Genomic DNA, 13699 nt, shown 5'->3' on the forward strand with positions numbered 1-13699 from the left:
GTATGTGTACGGCGGGGCGTTCAATCTAACCTCCGGAAGCATCAGCTACAATACTGCTACGACTAACGGCGGCGGGGTGTATATGAACATCTCCAATCCCTTAACCCTGAGCAACGGAAGCATCCACGACAATACTGCTACTAACGGCGGCGGGGTGTATAAAACCGGTAGCGGGACCTTCACCATGAATGGGGGTACATTATCCATCACCAACAATACCGCCACCGGCAGCGAGACCAATGGCGGCGGGGTGTATGTGGCCAACGGGAAGTTCGAACTAATCGCCGGAAGTATCGGCGGCAATACTGCTACTAACGGCGGCGGGGTCTCTGTGGCCAGCGAAGGGACCTTCACCATGACTGGGGGAACCATTGGCTCGACGAGGAACACGGCGACTGACAAAGGCGGCGGGGTATACGCCCGCGGGCCCTTCACTATGAGCGCCGGAACCATCAGCTCCAATACTGCTAAAGACGGCGGTGGGGTATACGCCACCGCCGCGGCCTTCACTATGAGCAACACGGCGAGCATCATCAACAATACTGCTACTAACGACGGCGGCGGGGTGTATACGAGTATCTTCACCCTAAACGCCGGAACTATCAGCAACAATACTGCTACTAACAACGGCGGCGGCGTGTTCAAAGCCTCTTACGATACTTTCACCATGAATGGTGGAACCATTGGCGGGTCGACACCGAACAATAGCGAGGTGTCTAACGGCGCTAACACAGCGAAGAAGGGCGCCGGGGTGTATGTGGACGCAGGGGAGTTCAAACTAAACGCCGGAACCATCAGCTACAATACCGTCATCGGCAGTACCGCCTACGATGGCGGCGGCGGGGTGTATGTGAAGACCTATGCGACCCTCACTATGAGCGGGGGAACCATCAGCTACAATTCCGTCAGCGGCGATAACACCACTGGCGGCGGGGTGTGTGTGATCGCCAATGCGACCTTCATTATGAGCGACGGAGCCATCAGCAACAATCTCATGACCACCGGCAGCTATGCCGGGGCCGTGGGCGCCGGGGTGTCCGTTAAAGACGGCGCTTTCTACATGTCGGGCGGAACCATTTCCGGCAACAATTTCAACGTCGCCGCGCAGAATTATGGTAAAAACTTGTTTAAGAGCACGAACGCTATAGCAAGGTACGGCACCGCAGATGCCGATAAAGGCCCGATCGAAAGCGAATCACAGGGGGCTAATTACATTGACGACCCGTTACCCAAAGCCGGGGCCTTGTGAGACCCTTCGGAACGGGCGCGCCGTAGGCCGCCAGGCGCCGGAAATGCCTAGGCATCGACGTTTGAACCTGCGAAAAACCCCCTGCGTATGCGGGGGGGGTATATAATGCTGGGAAGAAAAAGGCGCCTGGCGCCGGAGCGGAGGGGGTTGCTGCGGTATTAGTAATGGTATTTGCAGGAAGCGATGGTAACTTGGCCGGCGCTTACCTTAGAGGAACGGAGACCAGGGGGGCGCCCTTTTCGATGTCCGCCAGTGCGGCGAGCAACTGCGCGCGGTTTGCAGGGGAGCGGAGCAGGTATGAAGAATTGCATCACAAAGGACACCAAGGGGGGAGCGCGGCAGGAAGGAACATATATAATGACCCTTCTTTCCCTCTTCCAACTTTCTTCACCTTGGTGTTCCTTTGTGTCCTTCGTGGTGAAATTCTTTTTCAAGGGAGCAGCGGGGAGTGGACCAGCGGTAACGGACTTCGACCTGCTGAACCAGTCGGTGCTGCAGGCGGGGGTGGTGCCGTGAGCGGGGGGACGGGGAAAAACCCCGCAAAGTCCGGGGTGCGGTTTAGCTTCACTTTTTGCTCCTGGTATGCTATAGTTAAGGAACCAAAGGTTCCCGGAACCGGAGATAGGGGCTTGATGAAAATTGCAATTATAAACAGCGCCTACAAGCATGGCGTTTCGGAGTATTCGATACGATCCTGCCTGTTGAACCTGAAATCCGACATTGCGCTTGACGAAGAACCGGAAAAACGGCTTTTCGTTGGGTTTGACGAAAGCGGAAACCCGCTGGAACTCGTCGGCGTAATAGAGGTGATACGCTGAGGATCATCCATGCAATGAAATTGAGAAAGCAATTTTACGAATTGCTGAAGGGGTAGGATATGGACGAAAAGACAGATGTACCGGAGTACGATGTAGACGCTATTGTTGACCGGGTTGCCGGTGCGGTTGCCGCAGGGAACTATCACCATGCTTCCCCCGATGAGGTGCTGCTTATCCGCCTGACCGCGTTGGAAGATATTGTGAAAATGTACAAAGACATCGTTACCCAGCATATTGTGGCATGAGCGGGGAAAAAGGCGCCAGGCGCCGGAAATGCCTAGTGTCCTGGACCTGTGCGGCGTCCCCACCCCGGACACCCACCCGGACCACATCCCCGTGGGGAGATATTTACGAAGAAGATGGGGTTTGGCTGGAAGAATAAGCGGGAACAAGAGTATTAAAGCACGTTAAAAAGGTGAAAACAGGCATGATATCCCGGCAGTATAAAGCCCTCTTTTTCCTCCTGTTCCTGGCCTTTGGCCGGTTCGCCCGGCTTTCGGCCCTGGACTTTACCCTGCGGCCCCGGCCCTTCCTGCTTATCCCCCAAGGCGAAGTAGCCGAGCTCTATGCCATGGGCTACGGGGGGGACCTGCTCTTTGACCTGGATGTTTCCAGCATCCTTACCAATCCCTGGGGGCTCGGGTATTCCCTGGGCCTGGAAGGGGGGTATGCCTATGCGAATCTTGCCGAGGGGGCGGAGGGGGATATCCAGCTCTATTCCGCCGGAGCGGGGGCGCGGTTTTTCGGCTATCCCCTTTCCCGGCTGGCCCTTTCCCTGGACGGGGCTCTGGGGCTTTCCCAGGCTATTCAGCATTATGGGCACCAGGATGACGGCAGCGCCGCTTCCTGGTATTGGCGGGCCGGGGCGGAGGCGGGATTCCGCTTTGCCCCGTTTTTTACCCTTTCCCTGAATGGCGGCTACCGGTATTACCATAACGAGCACCGGGATGGCGCCCTGTACCATGGGCTCTCCGCCGGGCTTACGTTCCAGTTTACCCTTTCCACCAAAAGCGCTGCGGGTCTGCGTCTGGACCTGATCCAGGAGGAACCGGTATACCCCCTGTTTTTGTCCCTCTACCAGCGGAATGGCGCGGGAACCCTCAGGATTAGTAACCACGAAAATGCAGAGATACGGAATGTGCGGGTGAGTTTCCGGGCGGGGCAGTACACGTCCTCGGAGATCAACTGCGGGAATATCGGCTTTATCGGCCGCTTTCGCAGTGTGGAACTGCCCCTGTATGCGGACTTTGCCCCGGCGTTGCTGAACTTTACTGAGGACGGCCGTATCCTGGGGGAAGTGGTGATCCGCTATACCTTCCTGGGGGCGGAACGGACAGCGGTTATCAGTAGTACGGTGCGGGTGGTAAACCGCAATGCCTACCGCTGGGGGGATAACGCAAGCCTGGCGGCCTTTGTATCCCCCACCGCGCCGGCGCCCCTGGAGTACGCCAAGTATGTGGTAGGCCTGGCCCGGAGCAAGCGGCGCACCGGCTTAAACCAGAATATGCAGTTTTCCCTCTGGCTCTACGAGGGCCTTCTGACCGCCGGGCTCAGGCAGAGCGCCGGCTCTAACAGGGTTACTGACATTGACAGCATCCAGTTCCCCTCGGAGACCCTGGCTTTCCGTTCCGGGAACGCCGTGGATATTGGCCTGCTCTATGCGAATACCCTGGAATCCTCGGGCATTCCCGCCGCGATCATAGCCCTGGAGGATGATTTTATGGTCCTCTATTCCTTAGGTATAAGCCAGGCTGCTGCGGGCGCCCTTTTTACCAATATAGAAAATCTTTTGGTTATCAATGATGAAGTGTGGATGCCCCTTTCCATGGTGAATTTCAATAACGGCTTTATGAACAGTTGGGAAGGGGGAAGTAAACGGTTGAACCGGGCCTTTGAAGCGGGGGAGACCCTTGATTTTATCCGGTTTGCCGATGCCTGGGCGGCCTATCCTCCGGTGGTTCCCGCTGTAGAAGCCCAGAGCGCCCGGCCGGAGGAATCCGCCTTAAACCGCCGGGCGGACACCGCCCTTGCCATATATATTGCCACTGAGTTTGAGCCTAAGATAGCGGCCCTGGAGGCTCAGCTCCGCACAAACCCTGGGGCCGCTTCATTTAATCAGTTGGGCTTATTATTACTGCGCGCCAGCCGTCCGGAAGACGCGAAGCCGGTTTTTGAACAAGCCGCTTCTTACGGCTCTGCGGCGGGGATGGTCAACCGGGGAAACCTTTCCCTGCTTGATAAGGATTTTGCCGGGGCGGAAGCCTGGTTCAGGCGGGCCCTTGGGCTGAACCCGGAAAACGCCGCAGCGAAAAACGGCCTGGCCCGGACGACCCTGCAGCGGGGAGAGTAGGATGGCGCTACTTGCAACGCCGACTTTAGTCGGCAAGTTTCCCGCGCACAAATACCGCCGGATTTTCCCCGTACTTATCGCCTTTTCGCTGTTTATCGCTGCCGCTGCCTATGGCGAAAACAGCATTGCCCTGCGGCTTTCTCCCGGGGCGGCTATTCCCCTGGGGGAGAGCATCTTTGTGCCCGGTTTCGGGGCGGCAGGCATGGCGGAGTGGGGGTTCAGCCTGAAGCCCCAAAGCCGGTTTTTTACGGGGCTGCGGCTGGGGGGAGGGTTCTTCCAGATTGCCGTGGAAACCGGGTCCCCCATTGATTTTTTTCAGGGGAAGCTGGGGGGTTTTTTCCAGTGGCGCGCCCTGGACCGGCTCTCCCTCTGGGCGGAAGGAAACGGAGGGATCTTTCATTACCGCTACGCCTGGGATGATACCGCCGACACCCGGCTGCGCCTGGGGGGAAGCCTGGGCGCGGATTTTCACCTTACCCCGACTATAGCCCTCTATGCCGCCGCAGATTACACCTGGCACAGTATTACTCCTGATAGTTCCCTGGCTACCCTGGGCCTTAACCTGGGAGTACGCCTGGACCTGTTAGAATTGCTGCGCAAAGAGACAAGGATTGCCGGGGAAAAGAAAACCCAGGAGCCGGTATTTCCCGTTTCCTACGCCTGGTACGAAAATAACCCCCTGGCTTCCGTGCGGGTCACCAACCAGGAACCTACCGCTATAAACAATGTGCAGCTTTCTTTTTACCTGGAGCGGTACATGGGGCAGCCCACCCTGTTCTATACCATACCCCGTCTCAAGCGGGGGGAATCCGTGGAGGTCCCGGTAACCGCCCTGTTTAATGAAGCCATGATGGACCTGACGGAGAACATTACTGCCAATGCGTCCCTGCGTATTGACTATCAGACACTGAGCCAGGTTAAGCAGGCGGAACTGCCCCTGCAAATGCCCATCTACCACCGGAACGCCATGAGCTGGGACGATGACCGCCGGGCCGCATCTTTTGTGTCATCCCGGGACCCCGCAGCAAAACTCTTTGCCCGGTATGTGCAGTCCATCACCGATACCCGGCTCAGGCCCTTTACGGGCTCCTCTGACCGTATCCCCCGGAATATCCAATACGCCCTGGGCCTCTTTGAGGCCCTCAAGATCTACGGTATCAATTATGTCATCGACCCCTCAAGCTCCTATATTGAACTGTCGGAAAACGCAAGCAGCCTGGACACCCTGAACTATCCCTACCAGACCCTGTATTACCGGGGCGGGGACTGCGACGATCTGTCCATACTGTTCTGCTCAATGCTGGAAGTATTGGACATAGACACGGCGTTTATCACCATACCGGGGCACATCTACATGGCCTTTGATTCAGGGCTCACCGAAGAAGAAGGACGGGAACAATTTTTTCTCCCCGATGATTTGATTTACCAGGGGGGGAAAGCCTGGGTTCCCCTGGAAATAACCCAGACCGCCGCGCCCTTTTATCAGGCCTGGCGGGTTGGGGCACAGGAATGGCAGAATGCCGGATCGGATCGCAGCCTTTTCCCCATGCAGGAATCCTGGGCCCGCTATAAGCCGGTAAGCGTGAGCGATGCAGCGGACAAGATGCCCGAGCTGCCCGATGAAAACAGCCTTATTAACGCCATTGAGGAATCCCTGAACATCTATGTCGGGTTTCTCATACGCCCCCGGACCCGGGAACTGGAAGAACGGATTACCGCCGCTCCTTCGAGAACCATGGTTCCCCGGAACGAACTGGGCAGTTTATACGGCAAGACCGGGATGCTCCTCAATGCGGAAACCGAACTTCGCCGCATACCCTCAAACGCCACGGGGGCGCTCAACCTGGGGAACATAGCTTTTGTGCGCGGCCAATATGATGACGCCGAAAGCCTGTACCGGGAAAGCCTGGAGCGGGAACCGGAAAACATCCTGGCCCGGCTCGGTCTGGCCCGGACTTGTTATGAGCAGGGGGACTATGCCGGGGCGGAACGGGAGTACCGATATGTACAGGAAGCCAACCCGGAACTGGCGCAACAGTATCCCTACCTGGGAACCTGGCGGGAAATCCTGGGACAGCCCCTGAGCTACTCGGACCGCCTGGTAACAACCCTGTGGATGGATGCCCAATGGCAGATGGAAACGGAGTGGCTTACGGAAACGGAGCAGACTGCGGCGGAGCAGGAAGAAGAATCCCCCGCGCTGGCCGCCTTCTACCGGGTTGTCCGCGGCGACAGCCTGGTCAAAATCGCCCAACGGGATTACATCTACGGCAATTGGGCAAAGTGGAAACATATCTATGAAGCCAACAAGAACGCGTTCCCCCGCCGGGGCGATCCGGGTTTCATACTGCCCGGCATGATCCTGCGTATCCCGTCAATCAACGGCGAGAAGCGCAGCGGGACACGGTAGCGGCACATAGCGTGTTTTAATCGTGAATGAACACCAGTTTTCCGGTGGTTCAATTAAATCCTGACAACGTAAAACTAAAAACTAAGGCGCCGATTGGAATCGAACCAACGCATAAAGGTTTTGCAGTCCGGGTTTTTTCAAATCAGGAGCTGTCAGGACCGTTCATTCACTCCTTAAAAGATACAATTTATATGGAGGAAAATCAACTCTGACAGGCCCTGAATCTTCCTGGATTGTCCTGACATTTCGCATTTTGCTCATAGTCCTTGCTCATAGTTTACCCCTTCCAAGTCTGAACTGCCCTATCCCAATACCCTGAAAACGGTTCTTTTCGGTAGCGGGCATCGTAGACAGGCTTAAGGAAGCCCTTGATGGTCATCATAACAGCCGGGAAATCCTTGTCCATGGCAACGCCGAAGCGCCGCTGAAAAGCCTTCCACTGGGTCTGCTTATCAGGCAACAAGAGAAAGGTATCTTTGAATATGGTAGGTACTTCCGGTGTCTCGGTTTTTCGGCGTTCAAAAGTCTGACTGATAGCTTCAAGTAGCGTAGCGCCCTCAAAATCGAAGGCGCTGCACAGTTCGTAGATGTCGTAAAAATCCTTCATCCGGCTATTGGCTTCCGCAAGGTAGACGCTGGCCTGAAACTTTTCGGCAATCACCGATTCAAGGGTATAGACTTTAAGACGGGGCGGTTCCAGACCTAAGAGCGATGGGTACGTCATATCAACAGGTTTGGGGACGATAACGTCCCCAAACCCAATATCAAACTGCAAGATATGACGGCTCCGGTCAAGGAACCCGGTCAGCTTTATGCGGATCCCCTGATAGTCGGCATCTTCCTTGATCCGTTCAACGGTGATGGTTTCCGTATCGAAAGATACAGCATCATCACTGGATATCATGGCAATTTCCCTGAATATCCTGACCATTTCGTCCGGGAGGTTCTGCACTTGAAAGGCCAAGAGGTCTATATCCCGTGTTGCCCTAGCCCTCTGTTCCAGAATGGTATAAAGGAGTAACCCGCCTTTTAGGACAAAGTTTCCAGCATAGGGTGATACCGAAAGCCGGTAAAGGAGGCGCTCAATGAAGTAGTGCATCAGGATAAAGTTAAAATCCTTACCCTCCGCATCGGCTACTTTTTTGAGCCTTGCCTTGATACTATCTGCGGTCAGCTTCCTTTCGGCAGCTGCTCTCATATTGTGGTTAGGCTCAGGGCTTTGCCCTTCCCTACGAATCAAACCAGAACCTCCAGGTATGGGTGTATTACCCCTTCGATCTGGAGGAGTTTGGCATATTCATAGAGCTTTTGCAGGTTTTTCTTCCCGGTCATATAATTTTTCAGTACTTCCAGGGAGACATCTTTCCCAATTTTTAGCCGATTCCTGATAAAATCGCATACGGTACGCTCCCGGTCATACATCTTTAGGATATGATTATCAACCAGAATGGTCTCAATACCCACCGGATAGATATGATTAGCTGATTTATGGACCGTAACATGCAGATTTCCCGGCAGCGCTGGGGTCCGCATGGATACCGGCAGGGTGATTTCGATGGATTGGGGGATTACCGTTGTCAGATCATGGTATTGGGCGGCTGAAAAGAATGAGATGATACCCTCGGGAATGAGGGAGGCAACGATATCCATATCATTTAAGGTTTCCGCAAAGGGACCCCAAGCATAGTACCCCCTTCGGACTTGTGAAAGATGCCCAACCTTAATAAGTTCGGCTATGTCCTTACTACAAAACTTAGCAGAGCGGAGATTAGCCGACCTGAGAATAGGTCCATCTGCCTTGAAAAGCTCTTCGAGCTTTTGTATGCGTGTTACGGTCATTCTTTTACCCTCAATTTGTATGTATTGACAGGCAATACGATACATTTTAAAATAATGGCTGTAATAGGTTATGTCAAGTACTAAATGGTCTTCTTGATAATATCCCCACTTATGATGGCCTATATACTGCCACGACGATTTCCGTGCCACAATCAAGAGCATCTGCTCTACGATTCGGCAAAGCATGAGCGGGAAGAGGAACTGCTGGGACAATGCCTGTTTTCTCAAGGCACTGAAATCGGAACTGGAAATTCTTGGAAAGGAAGCACTCACGGATATAAGTACAGACGGCTCAAAACTATTCGTGTCATAAAATATTTTGTGAACAGAAGAAAGCTTGGACGTGTCAGAAATTCCGTGTAAATGGCAAGTCGTTATTTGAACGGAACCCGTTCATTGCCAAATTGGTTTAGCGCCGGACCCCAGTTATGAATTGGCATGGTCCATTTTTCTGACGCATTCCGAATCGCCAAATACAATATTTTGAGTATAGCATCATCATTGGGAAATGTCGATCGGTTTTTTGTAACTTTTTGAAGCTGATAATTAAGGGACTCAAGCATTAGTGGTGTAGATGGCCTTACGGATTTCCGGAGGATATTTAAAATATTCGCTCAGGTCGTCCCATTGAGCGGACCAGGATTTGTGAATCATCGGATATTTGCCATTCCAGTTTTTACCGAATTCTTCAAGGTTTTCCTGGGCAGCTTTCTCGGTGGGAGCTGTGTAAATCGCTTTTAATTCAGCGCACACTTTTTTTAGATCCTTGTACGAAACAAACTTCGTAGAATTGCGGATCATGTGGACGATGCACAGCTGGACACGGGTGTCAGGGTACACCGCCCGGACTGCCTCAGGAAAGCCTGAGAGCCCATCCATGCAGGCAATGAGGATGTCAGCGACCCCGCGATTTTTTAGTTCGTTGAGAACCCCCATCCAGAATTTGGCTCCCTCGTTCTCCGATATCCAAAGCCCTAAAACTTCCTTCTGGCCGTCAAAATCCACTCCCAGAGCCACATAGACGCTCTTGGTACAGCTTTTCCCATCCTGCTTGCTCTTTATCCGCAGGGCGTCCAGATACACAATAGCGTAGGATTTTTCCAGCTGCCGGTTCTGCCACTCCTTAACTTCCTCCATCACCGCCTCGGTTACCCGGCTTATCAAATCCGGCGAGACTTCAACATTATAGATTTTTTCCAAGTGGGCCTTAATATCTCTCGCGGTCATTCCGAAGGAGTACATCGAAATTATCTGGTCGTTAAAAAGAGGAACCCGTTTTTCATATTTTGGTATTATCTGCGGCTCGAAGGTCCCGTTCCGGCCGTCCCCGCTGTTGTCGCCCTCGCTGCAGTGCTTCTCGTACCCCAGGTGTTCGTCCATTTCGGCTTCCATGATCTTGCTTAACAGTTTTCCCGTAAGCTGCTTTAACAAGCCGTCCTGTCCCAGAACCTCGTCCCGGGACAATCCCTTCAGATTTACCTGGTCCAGCATCTGATCGATCAGATCTTTCTCTTTCGGTTTTCATGTCTTGGCCATCTTTATTCCCTTGGAATTCTACCATCTTTGGCCATTTACACATACTTCCTGACACGCCCAAGCTTTACGCGCCAGCCCTTACATCCCGCAAAATTTACTTTAACCATTCAATTTTATATCTAGCACCAATGGGAGATTTAAGTTCTAAAACGCCTTGGCTATGGTTCTCTTGACTCCATTTGCTATTTAAAGTCTTCTCGGCAATACGAGAATTTAAACCTGCTTCTGCATTATCGCCTGTTAAATATCCCAATTCATCAATTGGCATTTCTCCCGTAAACCGTACTCCAATGCAATCAACTGCATTTATACGTACAGGTATCGACCATATTAATTCTTTATTTATGGCGACTATTCCATCTTTTTTAATGACGTTATTAAATTGATTTCTATCAAAATCATGTTTAATTTTTTGATTTATATTATTTTGCTCCTCTTTTGGAGCTGCAAGTATAGCTGCAGTTTCCGTGAGGCCAAACAATGAAAGTTCTTTTGCGATTGCAACTTGCCGAGCAGAACCAAGAATTTGTTCGGGATTATATTTTTTGATCTCATTCCTAAACCAATCAGATTCCGGATCAGCAATTGCTAAAAGAGCTTTCTCGTTTGAATCATCTTGTGGGATAAACATTCCTGCCGCTAATGTGTGAATAAATTGTTCACCATTAGCCATTTTAACATTCCTTTTTTGTTCTTTCCCTCGCTCAATTGCAGTCCATATCCTTCCTTGATTTGTTTGTGTCCCTTTACATTCAAGCACACTCATATTACCACTTAAGTCATATGCAATATAGTCCGGAACCTTTGCCGGCCCTTTTTTTGCATTATTAATTGGAAAAATTGTGCCCAGTTTTTTCATTACATGATTTGTATCAGCATAAGACAGAAATCCAAGTATAGAATACAATGCCCATGTCGTAAATCCAACACCAAGTTCATCACTTGCAACAGCTTTTTGATGAAAATCTATATCAGTCCATTCTGTACGAAATTTTAATTTCTTTTCATCTTTGAAGGCCGGAAAATAACGTAACCATGCCCAACAATCTGCGAGTGTTATTCCACATGTAATTGGCGACCTTGTCCAGATTCCGGCAAAAAGCAAGCAGGCATCTAAGTCAATATCCAATGATCCTATGTTCCCCAGCGATAAAAGACTGGGTGGAACATCATGGGGGGATTTCCAGCTTGAACTATCAATTGCTACATTAATTGTTTTAATATTTGCCATTATGTTTTCTCAAAAATTCTGAACAAATTATACATAATTCCCTTTCAATTCCAGGGGTAAAGTCCAACTTGTTTGCGACGACCTGTGGAGTGATGATAACCCGACCTTCATAGGTATTTTTGGGCATTCTCCACTTCCATCCGCACATCGTCCTTGGTCATGGTGATGATAGGAACATCATACTTGATAAGAAGCTCATGAAAGGTACGGTATGAAAGCCCGGCGACTTCGGCAGCTTTGCCCAGGGGCAATTTTTTTGTCTCAAAAAGTTTGACCGCAAGCATGATTTGGGCATCGGATGCGGTTAAATTAACGGTATCCGGAATGTCCAAGGTAAGCTGCATATTAGTATCCCCCCTATTGTCAGTATAGTCTCTTTTTACGATTTAGTCATCATAACTCGAAAGGTGAAGGTTTCAATCCCCTACCGAATAGATATGATTAGGCGGACTTGTGATAGATGCCCTACCTTAATCAGATCGGCTATATCCTTGCTGCAAAACTTAGCCGGCCTGATGGGAGATTCTGCTTTCAGTTCGGAATAGCCGCTTCGTTGCCTGGGTTGGAATCGTTTTCTTCATTAAAAACTTAAGGCACCGGACGGAATCGCCTTCCATTCGCAAACATCCTGTTTGCTCATTCCAGGCCGGGGTTTAGTCCTGTCGGCGCCATCCATGGCGCCTTTTCCTCCCGTTGGTCAGCGGACTAAACCCTTCGATTCCACCTTTATCTGGTGGGAAGTTTTTGCCGAAGCAAAAAATTCAAACTAAGGCGCCGATTGGAATCGAACCAACGCATAAAGGTTTTGCAGACCTATAAGAAAAAATCTTATTTCATTATATTATAAGTAATTATGGGACAGACCTCTTCGATGTTCTACAAATATTCTACAGTGAAAAGTCAAGCAAAGACTAATAAATCGGACCAGAGGGGAACCGTGAACGGCTTTCGGCAGCTCACAGCGGCAATTCTTTACCAAGCCATACACGATATAAAAACTGACGATTTTCGGGTAACGGCCCGAATGAAGGACCGCTCTATGTCCTGGATAAACAGTCCCGATTGTGAGACCCTTTGTAATTTTATTGATATGGACTATGAAAAAATTCGGGACCGGGCAATCTCGCTTTACCAGACGATTGTAGAACCCCCTACGGTGTACGAAAACTAAAAAGGTAAGGAAATACCCCCCGGCAAAAACAAACCCCGCCACGGGCTTCTATAAGCGTCTTTTTTTTCAAGTGCGGATTCCGTACCTACAACTATAGTTGTACCCTGGGCCGGAGCTTAGATCGGGTGGGTTAGAACCACCCCATTATGAAGGTGGGTGTTACATCGGTTGTGACCCCCTGCCAAGGAGCGTGATAGCTATGATGATCGTCCTAGCCCCGAACCGGGGCTTCTAACCTAGTTCGTAAGCTGCTGAGTACCCTGTAGGTCCAATATGAAGGGGGGCAATCCGATTGCTACCCCTACGAGTAAACTCATACCCTGGGCCGGAACCCGCCGCAGCAGGGCCGGAATCCGATTGCTTCGCTTTAGTGTGGAGCTGCCAAGGAGCGTGATAGGTTCCCCCAAACCGGGGAAAAGGGTAGGTATCGGTTACACCCCCTTTAGATCAACCGCAATATGCGGGAGCTTCACTCTATGTTAAGCATAGGCCGACCGACAACATTGACGGTTCATATAGGTGTATGAAGCTGGGGACAAAATGTCGTCAGCCGGGCCGTACATTTTAGTACCCTCCCTTGAAAATTGCCGAATACCAAAGAATTACTTCCGTTCAGCGTTCACACTGTTCACAATCCCTAGGAGCAGTGAACTGAACGAACGGGGGGCCAGGTATCTACCCACATTAAACCCCCCAGGTTTTGACCGCCGTAACACTGCCAACATTATTCCCGGCTAATTCTGTAAGCGCAAACACAGCAGAGTCAAGCCGATTAGGGGAATCGCTTGTTTCGCTCCCATCAAAACAACACATTTCATTCTCAAGATCATAAAATGGTACCCTATGCTTAACCCGCCCATGTTCGTACAAGGCGCTTACTGGTTCCGCCCGTATTAACTTACCCCGTGAAGATGTTGTGAGCCGTGCATTGATGTTGCGTTGGGCCGTCTGTAACGTGTGAAGCACCATGTCGCCACCATAATTTTTTTCGGCAATCACTAGATCGGCTTTCCACATCTGATAAGCTGCCGCCACCTCTGCCGCCCATTGGGCCGGGGTCCCGTGAAGGGAGCGATCATCCAAAACATAAAACAT

General features: G+C 51.3%; 10 protein-coding genes and 3 pseudogenes. 7 read left to right on the top strand and 6 right to left on the bottom strand.

The features are described from left to right. The 6 genes and pseudogenes from TPRIMZ1_RS0116210 to TPRIMZ1_RS0116240 all read left to right on the top strand — a co-directional run. Positions 1-1249: pseudogene (locus TPRIMZ1_RS0116210) on the top strand (hypothetical protein); the annotation flags it as partial. A 297-nt stretch (positions 1250-1546) separates the two neighbouring features. Further along, the gene (locus TPRIMZ1_RS0116215) at positions 1547-1765 is read left to right on the top strand and encodes a hypothetical protein (protein WP_010262828.1); all 219 of its coding nucleotides are present in this window, start codon (positions 1547-1549) and stop codon (positions 1763-1765) included. 116 nt (positions 1766-1881) lie between these two features. Continuing rightward, positions 1882-2067: a hypothetical protein gene (locus TPRIMZ1_RS20590; RefSeq protein WP_157784298.1), complete on the top strand. Its 186-nt coding sequence runs from the start codon at positions 1882-1884 to the stop codon at positions 2065-2067. Between the two features lie 59 nt (positions 2068-2126). Beyond that, a complete protein-coding gene (locus tag TPRIMZ1_RS0116225; RefSeq protein ID WP_010262838.1) occupies positions 2127-2312 on the top strand; it encodes a hypothetical protein in 186 nt (61 codons plus the stop codon). Positions 2313-2494: 182 nt separating this feature from the next. Beyond that, positions 2495-4417 carry a tetratricopeptide repeat protein gene (locus TPRIMZ1_RS0116235; protein WP_010262842.1) on the top strand — a complete coding sequence of 641 codons (1923 nt, stop codon included), beginning with the start codon at positions 2495-2497 and terminating at the stop codon, positions 4415-4417. A gap of 1 nt (position 4418) precedes the next feature. Further along, positions 4419-6827, top strand: coding sequence for a tetratricopeptide repeat protein (locus TPRIMZ1_RS0116240; RefSeq protein ID WP_010262845.1), 2409 nt, complete (start codon positions 4419-4421; stop codon positions 6825-6827). 277 nt (positions 6828-7104) lie between these two features. Here the strand turns inward: TPRIMZ1_RS0116240 and TPRIMZ1_RS0116245 are convergent, their stop codons facing one another. The 5 genes and pseudogenes from TPRIMZ1_RS0116245 to TPRIMZ1_RS0116265 form a co-directional block, all read right to left on the bottom strand. Then, positions 7105-8067: a nucleotidyl transferase AbiEii/AbiGii toxin family protein gene (locus TPRIMZ1_RS0116245; RefSeq protein ID WP_010262849.1), complete on the bottom strand. Its 963-nt coding sequence runs from the start codon at positions 8065-8067 to the stop codon at positions 7105-7107. Next, on the bottom strand, positions 8064-8666 hold the full coding sequence (locus TPRIMZ1_RS0116250; RefSeq protein WP_010262853.1) for a type IV toxin-antitoxin system AbiEi family antitoxin domain-containing protein: 603 nt from the start codon (positions 8664-8666) through the stop codon (positions 8064-8066). The genes TPRIMZ1_RS0116245 and TPRIMZ1_RS0116250 overlap by 4 nt, the downstream gene beginning before the upstream one ends. Before the next feature lie 374 nt (positions 8667-9040). Continuing rightward, a pseudogene (locus TPRIMZ1_RS19375) lies at positions 9041-10157 on the bottom strand (IS256 family transposase). Positions 10158-10296: 139 nt separating this feature from the next. After that, positions 10297-11433: a hypothetical protein gene (locus tag TPRIMZ1_RS0116260; protein ID WP_010262860.1), complete on the bottom strand. Its 1137-nt coding sequence runs from the start codon at positions 11431-11433 to the stop codon at positions 10297-10299. Positions 11434-11540: 107 nt separating this feature from the next. Then, positions 11541-11777: a UPF0175 family protein gene (locus tag TPRIMZ1_RS0116265; protein ID WP_010262864.1), complete on the bottom strand. Its 237-nt coding sequence runs from the start codon at positions 11775-11777 to the stop codon at positions 11541-11543. A 593-nt stretch (positions 11778-12370) separates the two neighbouring features. Here TPRIMZ1_RS0116265 and TPRIMZ1_RS0116270 point away from each other — a divergent pair. Continuing rightward, positions 12371-12604: a hypothetical protein gene (locus TPRIMZ1_RS0116270; RefSeq protein WP_010262867.1), complete on the top strand. Its 234-nt coding sequence runs from the start codon at positions 12371-12373 to the stop codon at positions 12602-12604. Between the two features lie 684 nt (positions 12605-13288). Here the strand turns inward: TPRIMZ1_RS0116270 and TPRIMZ1_RS0116275 are convergent. Then, a pseudogene (locus tag TPRIMZ1_RS0116275) lies at positions 13289-13699 on the bottom strand (DNA-packaging protein); the annotation flags it as partial.

Source organism: Treponema primitia ZAS-1 (genome assembly GCF_000297095.1).
Classification (GTDB): Bacteria; Spirochaetota; Spirochaetia; order Treponematales; family Breznakiellaceae; genus Termitinema; species Termitinema primitia_A.

Excerpts from the sequence above, each read along its gene's own strand:
- TPRIMZ1_RS0116250 (WP_010262853.1), bottom strand. The coding sequence starts at position 8,666 with ATGACCGTAACACGCATACAAAAGCTCGAAGAGCTTTTCAAGGCAGAT.
- TPRIMZ1_RS0116225 (WP_010262838.1), top strand. The coding sequence starts at position 2,127 with ATGGACGAAAAGACAGATGTACCGGAGTACGATGTAGACGCTATTGTT.
- TPRIMZ1_RS0116260 (WP_010262860.1), bottom strand. The coding sequence starts at position 11,433 with ATGGCAAATATTAAAACAATTAATGTAGCAATTGATAGTTCAAGCTGG.
- TPRIMZ1_RS0116215 (WP_010262828.1), top strand. The coding sequence starts at position 1,547 with ATGAAGAATTGCATCACAAAGGACACCAAGGGGGGAGCGCGGCAGGAA.
- TPRIMZ1_RS20590 (WP_157784298.1), top strand. The coding sequence starts at position 1,882 with ATGAAAATTGCAATTATAAACAGCGCCTACAAGCATGGCGTTTCGGAG.
- TPRIMZ1_RS0116240 (WP_010262845.1), top strand. The coding sequence starts at position 4,419 with ATGGCGCTACTTGCAACGCCGACTTTAGTCGGCAAGTTTCCCGCGCAC.
- TPRIMZ1_RS0116265 (WP_010262864.1), bottom strand. The coding sequence starts at position 11,777 with ATGCAGCTTACCTTGGACATTCCGGATACCGTTAATTTAACCGCATCC.
- TPRIMZ1_RS0116235 (WP_010262842.1), top strand. The coding sequence starts at position 2,495 with ATGATATCCCGGCAGTATAAAGCCCTCTTTTTCCTCCTGTTCCTGGCC.